Below are 18,251 nucleotides of genomic sequence, written 5' to 3'. Positions count from 1 at the left end.
CAAACTGGACAGCAGCGTTAACGTTTATATATTCAACTGTTGTGCTCAGAGTTTGATGTTTTAGAAGTGTTCAGATCGTGATGTTTCAATACGAGAGTCTTTAACCGGCAAAACGACCCATGGAACGTACGACATGGAACTAAGAGAATGGCTAATAGTGTTAGGGCTGGCGTTGGTTTCGCTGATCGTCATTGATGGAGTCCGTCGGCTGCAGCGCCAACGCCGAATACCTCAGTTAGACCAAGCGGCCGGTGCCGACATTGGCGATACCAAAAACCCTGATAAAGATCCTGAAGAGGCGCAGCGCCAGGCAGAGCTGAGCTGGGAGCTACCTAACGGCGGTGCGCGAGTGTTAAAACCGGCGGATTATAGTGGCTTGAGCGGTAAGCCTAAACTGGAGCGCCAAGCGCATCCCGGACCTTCTCGGGTGCTTTCAGAGTTCCGGCGGGCGAAAGAGACGAAAGAAGACGTTCCGAGCGATCTCAAAGCGGCGGCAGGCCAAACGTCAGCGGCTGAATCACCACGTCAGACAGAACCTACCTTCTCGGTACCCCCCACGGCGACTGCTGAGCCAACTGACACTGACCATGAAAAGGCAAGTGCTCAAAAAGCCAAAAAGGTTCATGTGTCCGATCATGCTGATATAGCTAACCATAAAGCCAACGAATGGCAGACTTCCACGATACACATCGACGATACTCAGCCCACGTTAAGCGGTATCCGTGCCGACGAGGACGATGTTAAAGCCCATCACGCCCAGCATAACAAAGCCAAACGGCGTCAGCTGCGCCGAGACATTGCCGGTGAGCGTGAAGAATCCGATGACGACGAGCAGTACGAGAATGACAGCTACCGACTGGTTGATTTTGACGGTATCAAGCATTCCCTAAAAGAGCGGATGGCCGAACGGCGTAAAGCGAAACAGCAAAAGAAAGAAGCAAAAGCCGAGCGAGCCAAGGCGCAGGCCAAGGAAAAAGCCGAACGCAAAGCGCGAGAAGAAACGTTGCGCCTAGAAGCCCAAGCGGCCGCTGAGGCTGAACAAGCGCGCCTAGCCGCTGAGCAGAAAAACGCTCAACAAGAAGCCGCTGCTGCTAAAACCGCTGAGGCAGTGGCCCCAGCTGATGAACCGCCAGTAAGGGCGCGAGCGATAGACGATCAACCTGACAATACGTACGCAGACGCTGAATATGATGACGGCAGCTACGATAACGTTGTGCGCCCGCACCCTACATTGGAAAAAGCGCTACGCCATGATGTGTGCGGTGGGCACGCCCGCAACACGCTGACTAACGCAGAAGAAGTGATCGTGATCAGCGTGATGTCGCGAGACAAGGAAGGCTTTGATGGCGGCACACTGCTGGAGCTTTTAATGATGTGCGGCCTTCGCTATAGCCGAGGCATGGGAGTGTTTCACCGCTTTGAAACGGAGAGTTCTGACAGTGAATTGCAGTTCTCCATGGTGAACGTAGTGAAGCCGGGCTCTTTTCCAATCGAAGAGATGGACGAGTTTGTCACGCCTGGCGTGACATTCCTGATGCCGTTACCCGGCGCTGAGGATAGTAGCGCTGCCTTTGAAGCCATGGTCGAGACGGCGATGGTCGTGGTACGCCACTTAGGCGGTGAGCTTAAAGACGAGAACCATAGTGTGATGACGGCACAAACCATTGAGTTTGCCCGTCAGCGTGTACATGAGTTTGAGCGTCGCCATCGCTTGCATCAGCAGATGCAGGCGCACTGATCCGGTTTCCCTTTACGCGTCGCATACGTTGCAAATGAAAAAAACACCCGCTGCCAAGCCAGGCAGCGGGTGTTTTTGTATAATTGAGCCCTACATTCATTCCCTCTGCCTTGCTTGGATTTGCCTTCATGAGTCAGCCCGATGCCGCCGTGCTTAAGGACATTGCCACGCTCCGTGCCGAGCTGGAAGATGCTAATTATCGCTATTATGTGCTCGATACCCCCACGCTCACCGACGCCGACTACGACCGTCAGTTCGAACGTCTTAAGCAGTTAGAAGCGCAATATCCCGAGCAGGTTACCCCAGATTCGCCTACGCAGCGCGTGGGTGCCGCACCTGCGGATGGCTTTCCAGAAATCATCCATGCCATCCCCATGCTGTCGCTTGATAATGCCTTTAGCCGCGAAGATATTTTTGCCTTTGCTGAGCGCGTGGCCGAGCGGCTTGAGTGTGTGCCGGATGAGATTTCGTTCTCGTGTGAGCCAAAGCTTGATGGCGCCGCGGTATCGCTTGTCTATGAGCGAGGTGTCTTGGTAAGCGGCGCCACCCGTGGCGACGGCCGTACGGGCGAGGGTATTACGTCGAATTTGCGTACCCTGCGTTCGGTGCCGTTGCGTCTTCGCGGCGAAAAAGCGCCTGCGCTTTTGGAGGTGCGCGGTGAAGTGATTATGCGCCATTCCGGTTTTGAGGCACTGAATGAGCGTGCTCGTGAGCAGGGAAGCAAAGTGTTTGCCAACCCGCGTAATGCGGCGGCAGGCAGTTTGCGTCAGCTTGACCCGCGCATTACCGCGACTCGCCCGCTTGATTTTCACGCCTATCAAGCCGCGCGGTTAGAGCCGGATATGGGCGATGCCACCCACAGTGCCTTAATGCAGCGCCTGTCAGACGCGGGCTTTCGCACCAGCGACGAGCTATCCGTGGTAACCGGCCCAAATGCCGTCGCGGATTATTGTGCGGCGCTAGGGGAGAAGCGCGACCGGCTTGGTTTTGATATTGACGGCGTGGTGATCAAGGTCGATGACCTTCGCCTGCAACGCGAGCTGGGATTTGTTGCCCGTGCGCCGCGCTGGGCCGTGGCGTTTAAATTCCCCGCACAGGAAGAGATTACTCGCCTCAACGATGTCGAGTTTCAAGTCGGCCGTACCGGTGCCATTACCCCCGTAGCGCGCCTGGAGCCGGTGAGCGTGGCGGGTGTGACCGTCTCTAACGCCACGCTACATAATGCCGATGAAATCGCGCGGTTGGATGTGCGCATTGGCGATACGGTCGCCATTCGCCGCGCCGGCGATGTGATCCCCCAGGTGGTGCGCGTTGACGTTGATAAACGCCCGGCTGATGCTCGTGAGATTGTCTTTCCGAGCCGTTGCCCAGTGTGCGACTCCGAGATTGAGCGGTTAGCGGGCGAAGCGGTGGCGCGCTGTTCAGGCGGGCTCTACTGCCCGGCGCAACGTAAAGAAGCGCTAAAGCACTTTGCCAGCCGACGCGCGTTGGATATCGATGGCCTGGGAGAAAAGCTGATCGAACAGCTGGTGGACCACGATTGGGTCAAAACACCCGCGGACCTTTTCCACTTAAGCGTCGAGCGGTTGCAAACGCTGCCGCGCATGGGGGGGAAATCATCGTCTAACTTGGTCAATGCGCTCCAACACGCCAAGGAAATCACGCTTTCGCGCTTTATTTATGCCTTGGGGATTCGTGAAGTGGGCGAGGCCACAGCGGCTAACCTGGCCGCGCACTTTGGCACGTTAGATGCCTTACAAGAGGCTGATAAAGCCGCGTTAGAAGTCGTGGATGACGTTGGCCCTGTCGTCGCGGCGCATGTGCATACATTTTTCCGTCAAGTGCATAACCAAGAAACGCTTGATGCGCTTTTGGCCGCGGGGGTGCGCTGGAAAGAGCGCGACGTGGTGCGTGGCCCTACGCCGCTGTACGGGCAAACGTGGGTACTGACCGGCACCATGGAAAGTATGACCCGTGACGAAGGCAAAGCGCGCCTGCAAGCACTGGGTGCCAAGGTTTCCGGCAGCGTATCGAAGAAAACCGCGTGCCTAGTAGCGGGAGAAGCCGCTGGCAGCAAGTTGACCAAAGCGGAGCAGTTAGGCGTTCCGGTGATCGACGAAGCCACGTTTCTTAAGCGCTTAGACACCTGGGAAAACGGCGAAGAAGAGGACAACGTATGAGCCGATTTATCGAAGTGCCCGCACGCATGCTGCCGCCGGAAACGCTGGAGGCGCTGCTGGAAGCCTTTGTGACCCGCCAAGGCTACGACACCACAGACACCGGCGAAGGCATGCGTGGCTGGGTCGCTGAGCTAAAACAGCAACTTGAACGCAGCGAGTTGATTATTGCCCACGACCTGGAACTGGAAATGACAGAAGTCATGACGCTGGCGCAGTGGCGCAGTTTCGGTCGCGACCTTGGCGATGATGAAGAAGAAGGAGACCTCGTTTGACAGCTAGAGAGGAGGCGCAGGCTACAATACTTGGCGGCGAATCAGCGCGCTGATAATCCGCCGTCCAGGGTGAAGGTGATCAGCTAGCGGCGCCTCTAGTGGCAGCGGCTCGTCGCACATGCGTGAGGCAATCACTTCCGCGCACAGCGGCGCGCTGGCTAAGCCTCGCGAGCCGTGGGCCGTGCTGATCCAAAGCCCCGGATGGTGCTGACCGGTTTGCGTCGGCACGCGCGTGGCGTCTTTGCCCAACACAGCGTAATCTGCTTGCCAGGCGTTAGCATCCGGCACTGGGCCTGCATAGGGCGATTTATCCGGGCTTGCTGCGCGCACTGCCGCACGGCCAGCCAATTGCTCTGGGGTGACCCCCGCGCTTTCCAGGGCATCGGCAAGCGTTGGCACGCTCTGGCGCAGCTCATCAAGGTTACGCTGGTGCTCTTCAGGGGAAACGCCGGTCGTTTCGCTATTCGGCACAAAGCTCGCGCCAAAGGTGAGCATGCCATCCAACGCCGGCGGTACGTAGCCTCCTGCGCAAATCACCGGTGCTGGGCCCGTAACTTCTGCCGGTAAGGGCACGCACGATACTTGGCCGCGAACCGCCTGCAGTGGCAGGGCGCGTGTTTGGTCAAAGCCATTCGCCAGGTACGCGCTGGCAATCACTACTTGGTCCGCCGTTAATAGGTCACCGTTTGCCATCAATAGCTGCCAGCCGTCATCCCCTTGGCGCAACTGTGTGACTTCGCCTTGTTGATAACGAACCTCTTGTATAGATAGTAAGCGCTCACATAGTGCCTTAGGCCGCACCCAGCCTGCCTGTGGGTAGAAAAGCCCCTGATCGCCCGCCACGTGAAGCCCGGCGATATGTTCAAGTTCGCCTCGCGGGTGAAGGGTGAGTAGCGAGACGGGCAGCGGATGATTAGCAAAAAAACGGCGTTGCCGCTGGGCTTCTTTTTCGCTTAATGCCAGTTGCAGCACACCGCTCTCGCTCCACAGCGTTCGTGCTGGGTCGAGCCACTCAAGCCAGCGGCGGCTGTACATGAGCCCGCTAAGGTAAACCCGGCTTTGCACGTTGGTTTCAGCGGCGAGCTTAACGTAGAGCGCGCCTTGATGATTGCCCGAGCCGCCCGCGGCCGGGGCGGTTTTATCCACCACGGTGACTGCCACACCCCGTCGTGCCAATGCAGCAGCCACACTGCTCCCGGCGATGCCAGCGCCAATTACCGCCACGTGCTTGGCAGGCTGAGGCGGTGGTGGCGTGAACCAAGGCGTTTCATGGCGGCGTGTATCAGCGGGCGGCAAGTCGATATGACCGGCGAGCATTTCCCGCTTGCGCCCAAAGCCCGGCACTTTTTGCCAGCGAAAGCCAGCGGCTTTCAGGCCGCGCTTAACGACTCCGGCGCAAGTAAAGGTGGCAAACGTCGCCCCTGGACGCGAGCGCGCCGCCATGGCGTGGAAAAGTGATGGTTGCCACATCTCAGGATTTTTTGACGGCGCAAAGCCATCCAGAAACCAGGCATCAACCTGACCATCGAGCAATGCAAGCCGCTCGGCGGTATCGCCAAAGTGCAAATCGAGCGTCACCCGCTTGCTCAAGTGCAACCGGTGGATACCGCTCACCGCGTCCGGCCACTGCGACCGTAGCGGCTGTGCATAATCTTCAAGCGACGGCCAGGCGCTGAGCGCTTTCGACAGGGCTTGGCGCGGCAGTGGATACTTTTCAGTGGAGATCAAATGTAACCTTGCCGCCGCCGGGGCGTGGCGCTCAAAGCACGCCCAGGCGCAGAGCATATTGAGCCCGGTACCGAAGCCCGTCTCGCCGATCACAAACGCGCGCGCCTCGCGCCAAGCGGCAAAACGCTCGGGCAAATGGTTGGCGTGGATAAACACGTGTTCGGTTTCTGCGCGCCCGTCTTCACGGGAAAAATACACATCATCAAAGGATTGTGAGTGCGGTGCGCCGTTTTCCCAGCGCAGCTCAGGTGGCGTGAGGGCGGAAAGCGCGGGCAACGGGGGGAAGCAAGAAGGGCCGGGAGGCTGTGTCACAGAAATCTCCGCCTGCAAGAAGCATATGAGTAAAGTATGAAGTGGTTAAAAAATAACCAATGTGGTGAGCCGGGCGTTATTTCTGGCTTAGCGAAAGGCGTCCGCCGAGTTTTCACAGAGTTGTCCACAGCCACTGTGAAGAAAGACGGTGTGGAAAAACGGCTGTGAACAGCCGTAGACGCCTAAGCACATTAAGGCAAAACTTTCTTAAACGGTTTGACCGTGACGTTAGCGTAGACACCGGCAATCATATACGGGTCGGCGTCAGCCCAGGCTTGAGCGGCATCGAGGCTTTCAAAATCGGCGATCACGAGGCTACCGCTAAAGCCGGCGTCGCCGGGGTTATCGGCATCGATGGCCGGGTGGGGGCCGGCAAGTAGCAAGCGCCCTTCATCGCGAAGCGCTTCTAAGCGCGCGAGGTGGTCGGGGCGAGCGGCCAAGCGGCGCTCTAAGCTGTTGGCAACGTCTTCGCTGATAATGGCGTACAGCATGGGCATAACTCCTTGATATCGAAAGCGTGCCATTGACCACATGGTTGGCAGCACGCACTATGGCAGCATATTCCGCCTTGTTTGAGCCCGCTATTTTGACAAACTCGTCCGACGGCGTCATGCCTATTGCCACACTTCCCCCTACGCTCGCCGCCGATCAGCACTATTCGGTCGATTTTCATACGCATTCTACCGCCTCCGATGGTGCCCTTTCGCCTACGGCGTTAGTCGCGCTGTGCGCGCAGCGTGGGTTGACCCATATGGCGTTGACCGACCACGACACCATGGATGGCGTGTTTGAGGCCGAGCAAGCCGCGCAACAGGCAGGTATTTGCCTGTTGCCGGGGGGCGAGATATCCACACGCTGGCAGGGCGTGGGGATTCATGTCGTGGCGCTAATGCCGAACGGCCTGCAAGGCCCACTGGTCGAAGGGCTCGCACAGCAGCGCGAGGCGCGGATCGAGCGCGCCGAGGTAATCGCCCAGCGGTTGGAAAAAATGGGGTTGCCGGATGCGCTCGCAAAGGCGCGTGCTCACGCGGGCAGCGAACGACCGCTGGGGCGCCCCGATTTTGCCCGCGCACTGGTGGAAGAGGGCGTGGCCAAAGATTGGGCCGATGCGTTTAAGCGCTTTCTCGGCAGTGGCAAAAAAGGCGACGTCAAGGCGCAGTGGCCGGAAGTTAGCCAAGCAGTAGAGTGGATCGTGGCATCCATGGGCGTGGCCGTGATTGCCCATCCGCTGCGTTATCGGTTGACGCGGCGTAAGCGCGGGCTGCTGATGGATACGTTTTGCGAGGCCGGCGGCCAAGCGGTGGAGCTGGTGAACGGCCAGCAGAATGCGGATGCCACGCGGGATTTGGCGCGCCAGCTGGTCGAGCGTGATTTGTACGCGTCATTAGGTAGCGACTTTCACTTTCCCGGTAGCCACGCCGCCCCCGGGAGCATGAGCGTTGTGCCCCGTACGGCAGCGCCGCCGGTATGGTGCCATCCGCTTTTATCGTCGCGCTGTTTTGTCCGTTAGGTATTGTTAGCTAGCGATTGGCTGCTAAGCACGCTCAACGCGATTATCTATACTGAAACGTTATTCACCGTAGGGAGGCTTTCATCATGAGCCAATTTTTTCAGATTCACCCCGACAATCCACAAAAGCGCTTGATTGATCAGGCAATAGAGATCATTCGCAAAGGTGGTGTGGTGGCCTATCCCACCGATTCCGGCTACGCGCTTGGCTGCCATCTAGGCGAGAAAAAAGCCATCGAAAAGATCAAATGGCTACGCTCGCTGGACGATAAGCACAACTTTACCCTGGTGTGTTCGGATCTCTCCGAAATCGGTACCTACGCCAAAGTGGACAACGACGTGTTTCGCCTGCTCAAAGCGCACACGCCGGGGGCTTATACCTTTATTCTGGAGGCCACTACTGAAGTGCCGCGCCTGCTTTTGCACCCCAAGCGCCGCTCTATCGGGGTGCGCGTACCGGATCACCGGATTACCCACGCGCTACTCGATGCCCTAGGTGAGCCGCTGATGAGCGTTACCCTGATTCCCGTCGGTGAGGACTTGCCGATGAGCGACGCCGAGGATATCCGCGAGCGCTTCGGCGCCCATCTGGATTTGATCATCGACGGGGGTGCTTGCCAACTCGACCCGACAAGCGTCATCGACCTGCGCGATTTGCCGCCCAAGATCGTCCGCGAAGGGCGAGGGGATGTGGCGCCGTTTACCGATTAAGTGGCAGCAACCCCACACCAGCCTCTTTCAATCGCTGACTAAATGCCTGACGCCCTTATGCGCTCCGCTAAGGGCGTTTTTTTGAATATTTGAATGATTAATAAAAATAAAATAGGGTAGCCAAGCGTTTTTCAGTAACAAAAAGCAATCCAGGTGGCGGTGTGTTCGCTGCTTTTGGATTGCCAACGAAAGGAGATTGCTTATGACATTATCGCGCTATCGCAATGCTGCAACCTTGGCTGCCCTGGCAGGTCTAGCGAGTATGCCGTTAATCGCGGGACAAGCAGTAGCCCATGACGATACGAACTGCGCTCAGGCTGAGTACGCTATGGGGCTACGCTACCAACAGCAATCAGCAGAAGTCATCGCTTTGCAGCGTCAAGGGTTTGAGCTTGCCACCTATCGCCTTGAAGAGCAGATCGAAGCCCATGGCGATGATGTCGACCTGGCGATTATTACCGATCTCGACGAGACAGTGCTAGATAACAGCGCTTTGTTGGCGCGGGACATGCAGGCTTGTCATGACTTCACTACCTGGGATACCTGGAAGCATTGGGAGCGGGAAGGGGAGCCGCGTTTGATGCCCGGTGCGAAAGACTTTTTGGAATATGCTGACGAGCACGATGTTGCTATCTACTACGTTTCTGACCGCTACCAGGAAAATGAAGCCGATACCCTGGCTACACTGGAGATGTTGGAACTGCCGCAGGTGTCTAAAGATAGCGTTAAATTGCTGGGCCCTCCCAAGTCAGAACGTCGTGCCGAGGTGGATGGTGCACATACGCTGGTGATGCAGCTAGGCGATTCGCTGCATGATTTTGCCGGTGAGTTTGCCGAGGCAAACCTAGAGGAACAGCGCGCTCTGGTAGAGGATAATGCTGAACGCTTCGGCAACGACTGGATCATGTTCCCCAACGCTACCTACGGTGACTGGAGCGAGGCTGAGTTAGACGCTTGGGACGCCCCGCTCGAAGTGGAGTGATGGGTAAGATAACCATCCTATTTTGCGCTGAATAAACACGACGCGCCCCAGATTTGGCTATTTTGTTTAGCTGTTCTGGGGCGCGTTTTTGTCTTCGTCTTTCTTGCGTAGGTCTTCGCTATATTCATCCAGCCCGTTACCACTGCCAGGTAAGCCCCGCGCTGATCATATCCAGATCAAACCCTGGTAGGTTGTCGGTTTCACCGGCGTCGAAGTAGCGGGTGTAGCGCCCGCGTAGAGAAAGCTGTTCGGTGATGGCCAGCTGGGCCCCGACGCCCAGGGTTGGTACCCATGTGTGGCTGTCGTCGTTGGCGTCGCTTATTTGAGTCGGGGCGTCAAAATTGGTCACACTGGCGTCGTAACGCCGTTCGTTTTCTAAGTACGCGACACCTGCCGTGCCAAGTAGGGATACGTGGGACGTCAGCGGCCATTGGCCAACTAGTTGCGCCCCTACGCCACTCACGTTAACGGCTTCGGTGGCGTTTAGCTGCGCGGCGGCACCTTGGCCGTCGGTACCATTCAGATTCATGGCGGCTTGATAGTCACCCAGGTCTTCATAGTAAAGCTCGACGGCTAACTGTTTGCTGAACGCATAGCCTGCGCCCAGGCGCCATTGAGTGTGGCTGTCGTCGCTACTCACCTGGGCGCTAGTGGCCGTGGGGGTGGCCAGCCAAGCTGCGGCGGCACGGTCAAAGGATTGAGTCGTAAGGTCGGCGTAGCTCTTGCCGCCTTCCAGTAGAAGGTAAGCGCTGGCGTGCGCCTGACCAACGGTTACGCCGCAAATGAAGCCGGTGAGCCAAGCGACACGCGGTAGGCGGCGTAAAAAGATAAGCGCTGTTTGCATGAGAGATTTCCTTGGCATGTTAGCCCAGTTCGTTCCAGATCCAGCTAAAATCTTCTAGCCCCGGGGTTTGCGGGTCGAAAGGGGCGGCGGGGTCAGGTTCTGTTGGCGGCTCCGGCGGAGGCGTTGCCGTTTGGCGAAATCCCAAGGCGCCCGGGTCAACGATCACCCCATTGGCGATGCCGTCACTATCAAATTCGCCGCCATCCTCCAGGGTAAAGTCGAGCCGCAGTTTGTCCTCTACCTGCTCCAGGCGGCCGCCGAATTCGTCACTGGCGAGGTTGACCCATTCGCCAGCGGCGTTTTGTTTCCAGTACCCGTTGATGGCCAGGTCGCCATCCACAACGAGGGTAAACTCACTGGTGCCGCCGATAGTGCCAGTATCCGCTTCAAACGAGAGAAGCCCCAACGGCATGTCGAGGTCGTCCGGACGTTCTTCCGGGGCATCTAATTGCTGGATATTGCGTAGCGTCGGGGCGCCTCCGTTACCACCCGTATTATTGTTGGCATTTGTTGCCAATGTAACAAACACTTCCGGTGCTTCACCCGGATTAGACACGGCGGTATCGCTATTTAAAAACGGCACTGAGGAGACGTTATCCTGTTCGATATCCGCGATGCCGTCGCCGTTACCGTCACCCGTACCGCCGCCTAAAGACGGCACGCGGGCTTCCTCATCGTCGGCAACGCCATCATTGTCACTGTCATCCGGTTCGGGCTCTGGTTCCGGTTCGGGCTCTGGTTCTGGTTCTGGTTCGGGCTCTGGTTCCGGCTCTGGCTCGGGGTCCGGTGTAGGTGGCGGCGGTGGCGGCGGAGGTGCTTGCACCGTGAAGGTCAAGGTGTCGGAAACACTGGCTGCCCCGTCCTCACCGCCATCGGCCAAGGTGAAGTCAACGCTGGCACTGCCTGCGCTATTGCCCGCAGTGAAGGCCACCAGGCCGTCGTTGATATCCTGCTGGGTAAAGGTGTCGCTAGCGGCTAAGGCGGTACCGTTGAGCGATAATGTCCCAGCGGTGGGCAGGGTATTGAGGGTATAGGTTAAGCCATCCCCGTCGTCGTCGGGGTCGCCTTCGTTTAAGTGGGTGGTGGTCAGCGTGACGCTATTTCCCGTCTGAACACTTGGACCGGCATTGGCCGCAATCGTTGGTGCATTGTTGACCCCATCCACTGTCACGCTCAGAGTGGACGTGCTGATATTGCCTGGGGCATCTTGAACGTCGACCGACACGCTGGTGGTGCGTGTTTCGCCGGGGGCCAGGGCTGCAAACTCGCCGTCGGGGTCAAAGCTGGCGGTGCCATCGGCACTGACGATAAAGCGCCCGCCGTGGCTGCCCGCCACCGCGCTGCCCAGGGCACCGGTGTCGCTATTCACCGCGACAATGGGGGCCGTGGTGTCTGCGCCGGTGTCGTTATCGGTTAGGTTATCCCCGCTGGCATTAACGCCGGTCAGTGCCGCGCTACCCGCATCTTCCCGTACCGTGGCGGCGGTGTCATCGCTGGCAGTGGGGGCGGTCGTGTCCAGGGTAATCAATAAGTCTGCGGAGTTGCTGCTGGTGTTGCCAGCGCTATCGCTGACAATCGTATCAATCGCGTTGGAGCCTTCGTTGAGGTCGCCGTCAGCAAAGGTGAACGTCCAGTCACCGCTGGCATCCGCGGTGGCGTTACCCACGCTGCTACCCCCGACGCGCACATCAACCATCGCATTCGCTTCTGTACCCGTGCCGGTGAGGGTGGGCGTTGTCTGGTGAGTGATGTTGTCGCTATCGCTCACGCCGCTGTCGGAGCTGGCTGCTAGCGTGGGGGAAGAGGTGGCAGGGGTGTTGGCATCCACTGCCAGCGCAGCGTTGTCGGCCAGGTTTTGGCCACTCGGCAAGGTGCCAAGGTCGGCCGGTACGCCATCATCATGGGCGGCCAGCGTGGCGCCCCCCGCAAGGCTTAGCGAGGTCACGTTAAGCGCCGTGGTGTCCGTCTCGCCCTCTTGAACCGTATAGCTGCCGCTAAACTGCGTTTGGTTGGCGGCGTCGCCATTGGCGAGAATGACCGTCGCCCCGGTGTTAAGTATGGCCGTCAGTGTGCCGCCGTTCGCGGTAAAGTCGACCGCTTCATCGAACGCCACGGTAATACCAATGTTGCTACCCACCGCGAAAGTACCATTAGCGATGGGCGAGGTAACCGCCTGAACGACCGGCGCGGGGGCGGTAATCACGCTGAAAAGGTTGCTCTGTGTCACTGCCGCTAACGTATTGCCCGCTGCATCTTGAGCATTGCTGATGCTCACATCCACATCGTTCACCACTTCGTTGGCATCGGCGGTATCGAAGGTGGCGGTATAGGTGGTGGCGTCTGCCCAGCTGCCGCTATTAAAGCTCAGGGTATTCGACGGGTCTTCTGCGGGAAACGTGATTGTTGGTGCGGCGCCAGTGTTCATCGCTTCGCTGAAATTCAGCGTTAAGGTAAAGCTGCTGCTGCCCACCTGGGCATCGGTAATGGTCGCCACCGACGGGGTAATGGCGCCATCCAGCGTGGGGCGGGCAGCGTCGATGGCATCCGCGTTCTGGCTGATCGGGGCGGTATAGGCCGCAGAGCTATTGCCTGCGGCATCGGTCAACACCATGTTAACGGGGATATCGTCGCCGGAGGCGCGTTCAGCGTCACCTTCCTGAACCGTATAAGTAGCGGTGTAATTACCGCCGCCCTGGTCGGTAAAACCGGTGACGGCTACCCCGTTGACCGTACCGGACGCCAACGATAAGCCAGCTTCTCCAGCAGCGATGGTCACGGTCACGGCATTGCCGATATTATGGCTGCTGTTGGGGATCGACACGCTGCTGACGGTGGGCGCGACGGCATCAATGACAATATCTTTTTTGCTACTCAGCGAGTTAGCCTCGCTAGGCGTGGGCAGGGCAGCTACCGTGTCGTTACCTGCTGCGTCCCTTATAGAGCCGCCATTGAGCATGATCTCGGTGCCCGCCAGCGCCAGATCACTGGATTCATCCCCCGCCTGCACGGTGTAGGTAAAGGTCAGCGTGTCGGAGCCTGAACCCGCGGTGTAATCAATCTCACGGTTGGTCGTGCCAGTTTCCAGGCTAAGTTTTGGTGTGCCGGTTACCGTCACGGCTTCACTAAAGGTCAGCGTAATGTCGACGGTATCGCCCGCTGTATAGGTGCCATCAGCCGTGGTGGACGACACACTGGTCACGCTTGGTTTTACTAAGTCAACGCTGTGGGCGGTGCCGCTGCTGTAAGCCGCCGGCGCGTTACTGGCGCCGTCATCAATATCGGTGCCGCTGTTAAGATCAAGGCGTAAATCGCCTTCACCGCTAATACCCGTGACACTCACCGTATAGCTATCACCGCTGCCGCTGAAGCCGCTGATGGTGCCATCTGCCGAGTCAGTGGTGGTGAGTGAGAAGTCGTCGGCAGAGACGTTGCTGACGTCTTCGCTAAAGGTAACGGTGTAATCTATGGAGGCGGCATTGGCAGCAGGTGAACCGCTGGGGGCAATGCTGGTAACGCTGGGGGCCACGTCGTCGATGACGTTGACGGTGATATCTTCTGTTGAGGGGGTAGTGCCATCGGTGGCTTGTACGCTGAGCGTATAGCTACCGGTCGCGCTGGCGTCGAGCTGGCTGGTATCGTTTAGGGTAATCTCGCCTGTTGCGGCATTGATGGCAAAAATGCCAGTGTCATTGCCATACTGTATGGACCAGCTTATTGAATCGTCATCGCCGGTGTTGGCAACTGTGCCCAGCGCCGTGCTGTTGGTGTCGCTCTCTTTTACGCCAAAGGATTGGCCGGTGCTAATGGATGGGGCGATATCGTTAACCGAAACGGTGACGGTCTCATCGGTGGCGCTATTGCCATCGTCGGCGCGCAGGGTCAGGGTGTAACTCTCGGTTTCTTCAAAGTCGAACTCTGCTTCACCCGCTGCATTTAACGTGACTTCACCGTTGGACGTATCAATGTCAAAGTAGTCTTCCCCTGTACCGCCTACAATCGAATAAGTGACCGAATCAGCTCCACCGCCGTCACCATCGTTTGCTATTATATCGCTATTCTCCAATACCACTGTGCCACTGATGGCGGTTTCATCGATATCACCGTCGTTGATGGTAGTGAACACTGGCGAGTTGTTTGCACTAGTAAAACTGATTTCGTCAAAATAAAACTGCTCAGGGTCAACTGGTGCCATAGTAAACGATGTGATGCCAGTAAAGCTGCTTAAGTCAACGACACTGGCGTCGTTTAGATTAGCAATGGGGCCGCTGGGTATATCCGTATGACCGCTGGCGCTGAACGTAGCCTTGGTTTCGCCAGAAGTTGTCAGGAGCTCGATCGTTCCCATATCAACAGATTGATCGAATGTAAAAGTATATGTGGTCCCACTAGTGCTGTAATTAGCCTCTGCGTAGGCGGCAAAGCCTTCTATATTATAAGTGCCGCCCGCATTACTTAGACCCATATCGGTGCCATTGGACGCCGATATTGTCAAGGTAACCCCATCGACTTGTTCACTGACAGTTAGTCCATCATCAGTGGCGGGTCCTGAATCCCAGTCAAATACAGATTCTGCCAGCAGCCCTTGCCATGTGTCTTGCTGCTCAATCCCTATTAAGCTGTTGGTCTCCACTTGACCATACTGCTGCTCTAGTACCCAGTTGCCGCCCAGGCTGGAAGCTCCTGTCAGATCATCCGATGCAGCCACGTCCGCGTTCGTTGCCAAAGCCAGCGCTTCCACAAACCGCAACCCCTGCTCGCCAGCGCCAACATCGCAGCCGTAAATAAGGATGTCACCGTCTGTCCCCAATGCGTCTCCCCACTGCTCAAGGGAGTTGGCGTGGCCCGGCAGGGTCTCGCTATCCAGTGTGCTATGACCAAGCGCTAGGCGTCCTTCGCTGCCGTGGGAAACGAGGTGGATGGCGTCAAGCTCGCTGCGCTGTGCCAGCACCTGGGCGATTTGTTCAATGCCGTTGGCGTTGGGGTCTAAGAGTATGATCTCGGTATCGGCGGCCACGCCGTTAAGCAGCGTCTGGTAATCGTCAACGCTGGGGTCGACAAAGATAATTTCATGCCGATCAGCCAATTGGCTTGGGTGTATTGGGTGGGTAGAAGTATTCATAGAGAGGTGGCTCTTTAAGTCGTTTCGGCCTTAAGCCGATTTTGTATAGTATTTGTATGGTTTTGCTTTACATTCGCATGTACATGTCAAAACATCTTAGTCTCATTAAGTGATTATAGCCAATGAGTGCTAATATTGTAGTTGTTGGCTTAAGCATCTGTAAGATTTTGCTGTTAGTGCTATTAAGCCTATTATTAGCACGGTTATCAGAACAGCCGGTTCGCTAACGCGTAGCCGCTGGTGGCCGAGTAGCCGTTATAATAATTAAGCGATATATTTATTAAAATCACCTTAATTAAAATAGTGACAAGGAGTATTTTATGGATCCGTTCCTCGGTGAAATCAAAATGTTAGGTTTTGCATGGGCGCCGGAGGGGTGGGGGCTATGCAATGGTGCCCAGTTGTCTATTGCACAGAATCAAGCCCTCTTTGCTTTGCTTGGCATTGTTTATGGCGGCAATGGTCAAACCACCTTTAACCTGCCTGATTTGCAAGGGCGAATGCCCAGAGGGCAAGGTCAGGGAACGGGCATGGGAAATGTCAATATCGGTGTGCAAGCTGGAGTGGAAAACCGCACACTTAGTATTTATGAAATGCCTAACCACACGCATACCTCTGGGGCAGTGGCCACGCCGGATGACGCCAATGAAGACACGCCAGCTACAGGGGATTATTTAGCTAGCGGAAAAGTCAATCTCAATGATCCGGTTCGCAATTACTTCCATGGCACTCCCTCTAGCACGGTTGAGTTAGACAATGGACAAACGGGCAGTAGCGGAGGGAGCCAACCGTTTAACGTAATGAACCCTTATCTCGCCCTGAACTTTAGTATTGCGTTACAGGGTATTTTTCCATCCCGCCCATAGGACAAGTGGTGGTGGCCGACTGCGTGAGGGCTCGGCCACCCACAGAGGAGTGACGATGTTAGGCACCATTACAGCGGCGGATTTTCAGCCGCTACAGGGAAAAGCGTGTGTTTTTGAGGCGACACCGACACTTTCGGTGCAGTTAACGGTCGAGCAAGTGAAAAGCCGCCCCGAGTGCCAAGTACCGGGGTCATGCAAGGCGCGGGAGCCTTTCCGCGTTCTGCTGTCTGGTCAACAAGACGAAGCTGATTTTACCAGCGCTACCGGGGTTTTACGCCTAGGCGACGGGGCGGCGATGGAAGGTGTCTATATTAACCGTGTGTTACCCCCTGTAGGGGATAATCTACGGCCCTGGTATCAACTTGTCTTTAACTAACTTTTCACTAGGGCGTTTGCGGATACCAGACCCAGCGCTCAACTGCCCCCACTAACCTTTCAAAGCGAAACCCTAATTGCTGGTAAAGCTGTTTGGCATAAACATTCAATGGATCGACGGAAAGCGAAACGGGGCTCATCACTTGAGCCCCTGCTGACTGGACAGCTTTTAAAACAATAGCACCGTAGCCTTTGTTACGTGCGCCCTTGATTAGCGCAAGATCAAGAATATGCACGTCATCGGCACCGAAATCCACCGTAACGCGACCAATCTTCTCGCCCTGTTTTTCGACGATATAATACAAGGCATTGGGGTAAGCGGTTCCATAACCGACCGCTTGGGCCTTAACCTGCATCTCAAGTAGGGCCTCAATCACCTCTTGATCGGCCAACGCAAGTTGTAGGTCTTGCCGGATATCACGGTAAAGCGCTTCAAGAAAAAGATGATCTGAGTCTCTTGAGGGTCGCAGATGTAGCCCGTCATTTAAGTGTCTGCCAATGTCTGCCATTCGTTTGCCATCCGTTTGTTATGAGGTGGTATGAGGTGGAAAGCTAATAGGTAAACGCTAGTTTTTTTCAGAAAGGTTAACTCGCAAGCAGCGATCTATGCACCCCAGGGATACTATCGGTTTGAAGTTGCTTTCGCGTTTATCGTAGCGCGTGCCACTATGATGCAGTCCTTCGTGGTGAATAAGGTGAGTCTACATATCAAGTGCCTTGATCGTTCTCTGCCGAAGGCTCGTGTTTGCGCGGGTCTTCGCTGTATTCATCCAGCCAAGTGCCACAACGTAGACAGTAACGGGCGTGTTTTTCGTGGCGGTCATGGCCGCAGCCGGGGCATGCTTCGTCGGAGTAGCGGTCTTGGCGAATCGAGCGTATCACCTGCGCTGAGAAAACTCCGGTGGGCACCGCGATAATCGAGTAGCCGAGCAACATCAGTATCACGGTAATGGACTTGCCCAGCGAGGTCATGGGCACGATATCGCCGTAACCCACCGTGGTCATGCTCACGATTGCCCAGTAAATCGATATGGGGATGCTGGTAAAGCCTGCCTCCGGGGTTTCAATGGCGTACATCAGCGCGGCAAACAGCGTGACCACCATCAAAATGCAGAAGAAAAACAAAAAAATCTGTCGCAGGCTGCGTTTAAGCGCATCAAGCAGCAAACGCCCTTCTCCGACAAATTCCATCAAGCGCAGAATGCGAAAAATGCGCAGCACTCGCAGTATACGAATGAGCACCAAGCTTTGGGCGCCGGGGATGGCAAGCACCAGCCACGCGGGCACGATGGCCATCAAATCGACAATGCCATAGAAGCTTTTTAGATAAAACCACGGGCGCTCTAAGCAGTAGACCCTTAGGGCTAACTCCACGGTGAATAGCAGCGTAAACCCCCACTCGATATACCGGAATACCGTGCCAAAGCGAGCGTGGTAGTCCTCGACGCTATCGAGCAGCAGTGCCGCGACGCTAATCAAAATAGCGATGATCAGCACGATGTCGAATGTTTTCGATGCCGGTGTATCGGATTCGAAAATCACGTGGAAAAGCTGGGTACGCAGACCCTTGCCAGCGGGGGTGAGGCTCATCGCGGTGTCCTTCGGTCAGTCGTCA

14 protein-coding genes are annotated in these 18,251 nt (G+C 56.6%); 8 read left to right on the top strand and 6 right to left on the bottom strand.

Annotated features, from left to right (window positions below; translation table 11 throughout):
- The first annotated feature begins 133 nt into the window (after positions 1-133).
- From M8006_RS09520 to M8006_RS09510, 3 genes are all read left to right on the top strand, one after another.
- Complete coding sequence (locus tag M8006_RS09520; protein WP_250081576.1) at positions 134-1,738, top strand: cell division protein ZipA; 1,605 nt, start codon at positions 134-136, stop codon at positions 1,736-1,738.
- 128 nt (positions 1,739-1,866) lie between these two features.
- The gene (ligA, locus tag M8006_RS09515; RefSeq protein WP_250081573.1) at positions 1,867-3,918 is read left to right on the top strand and encodes an NAD-dependent DNA ligase LigA; all 2,052 of its coding nucleotides are present in this window, start codon (positions 1,867-1,869) and stop codon (positions 3,916-3,918) included.
- The gene (locus tag M8006_RS09510; RefSeq protein ID WP_250081570.1) at positions 3,915-4,190 is read left to right on the top strand and encodes a YheU family protein; all 276 of its coding nucleotides are present in this window, start codon (positions 3,915-3,917) and stop codon (positions 4,188-4,190) included. Before ligA ends, M8006_RS09510 begins: the two co-directional genes overlap by 4 nt.
- Positions 4,191-4,211: 21 nt before the next feature.
- Here the strand turns inward: M8006_RS09510 and mnmC are convergent, their stop codons facing one another.
- Entirely contained in the window at positions 4,212-6,230 is a 2,019-nt protein-coding gene (gene mnmC, locus M8006_RS09505) for a bifunctional tRNA (5-methylaminomethyl-2-thiouridine)(34)-methyltransferase MnmC2/FAD-dependent 5-carboxymethylaminomethyl-2-thiouridine(34) oxidoreductase MnmC1 (protein ID WP_250081568.1), read from the bottom strand.
- A gap of 191 nt (positions 6,231-6,421) precedes the next feature.
- On the bottom strand, positions 6,422-6,721 hold the full coding sequence (locus tag M8006_RS09500; RefSeq protein WP_250081565.1) for a YciI family protein: 300 nt from the start codon (positions 6,719-6,721) through the stop codon (positions 6,422-6,424).
- Positions 6,722-6,840: 119 nt separating this feature from the next.
- On the opposite strand from M8006_RS09500, the gene M8006_RS09495 reads away from it, so the two are divergent.
- The 3 genes from M8006_RS09495 to M8006_RS09485 all read left to right on the top strand — a co-directional run bounded on the left by M8006_RS09495 (position 6,841) and on the right by M8006_RS09485 (position 9,432).
- The gene (locus M8006_RS09495) at positions 6,841-7,740 is read left to right on the top strand and encodes a PHP domain-containing protein (RefSeq protein ID WP_250081663.1); all 900 of its coding nucleotides are present in this window, start codon (positions 6,841-6,843) and stop codon (positions 7,738-7,740) included.
- 86 nt (positions 7,741-7,826) lie between these two features.
- Positions 7,827-8,450: an L-threonylcarbamoyladenylate synthase gene (locus M8006_RS09490; RefSeq protein WP_250081564.1), complete on the top strand. Its 624-nt coding sequence runs from the start codon at positions 7,827-7,829 to the stop codon at positions 8,448-8,450.
- A gap of 202 nt (positions 8,451-8,652) precedes the next feature.
- On the top strand, positions 8,653-9,432 hold the full coding sequence (locus tag M8006_RS09485) for a 5'-nucleotidase, lipoprotein e(P4) family (RefSeq protein ID WP_250081562.1): 780 nt from the start codon (positions 8,653-8,655) through the stop codon (positions 9,430-9,432).
- Positions 9,433-9,568: 136 nt separating this feature from the next.
- Here the strand turns inward: M8006_RS09485 and M8006_RS09480 are convergent, their stop codons facing one another.
- A complete protein-coding gene (locus M8006_RS09480) occupies positions 9,569-10,276 on the bottom strand; it encodes an outer membrane protein (protein ID WP_250081561.1) in 708 nt (235 codons plus the stop codon).
- 19 nt (positions 10,277-10,295) lie between these two features.
- On the bottom strand, positions 10,296-15,395 hold the full coding sequence (locus M8006_RS09475) for a DUF4347 domain-containing protein (protein WP_250081559.1): 5,100 nt from the start codon (positions 15,393-15,395) through the stop codon (positions 10,296-10,298).
- 320 nt (positions 15,396-15,715) lie between these two features.
- Between M8006_RS09475 and M8006_RS09470 the strand changes: the two genes are divergently transcribed.
- Both M8006_RS09470 and M8006_RS09465 read left to right on the top strand, forming a co-directional pair.
- Complete coding sequence (locus M8006_RS09470; RefSeq protein ID WP_250081557.1) at positions 15,716-16,261, top strand: phage tail protein; 546 nt, start codon at positions 15,716-15,718, stop codon at positions 16,259-16,261.
- A gap of 55 nt (positions 16,262-16,316) precedes the next feature.
- Positions 16,317-16,637: a DUF6916 family protein gene (locus M8006_RS09465; protein ID WP_250081554.1), complete on the top strand. Its 321-nt coding sequence runs from the start codon at positions 16,317-16,319 to the stop codon at positions 16,635-16,637.
- A 7-nt stretch (positions 16,638-16,644) separates the two neighbouring features.
- Here M8006_RS09465 and M8006_RS09460 read toward each other — a convergent pair whose 3' ends face one another.
- Positions 16,645-17,145, bottom strand: coding sequence for a GNAT family N-acetyltransferase (locus M8006_RS09460; protein WP_250081552.1), 501 nt, complete (start codon positions 17,143-17,145; stop codon positions 16,645-16,647).
- A gap of 199 nt (positions 17,146-17,344) precedes the next feature.
- Complete coding sequence (locus M8006_RS09455) at positions 17,345-18,226, bottom strand: ion transporter (RefSeq protein WP_250081550.1); 882 nt, start codon at positions 18,224-18,226, stop codon at positions 17,345-17,347.
- Positions 18,227-18,251: the final 25 nt, after the last annotated feature.

Source organism: Halomonas llamarensis, assembly GCF_023555005.1.
Taxonomy (GTDB): domain Bacteria; phylum Pseudomonadota; class Gammaproteobacteria; order Pseudomonadales; family Halomonadaceae; genus Vreelandella; species Vreelandella llamarensis.
This window is presented reverse-complemented; position numbering and strand designations above follow the sequence as displayed.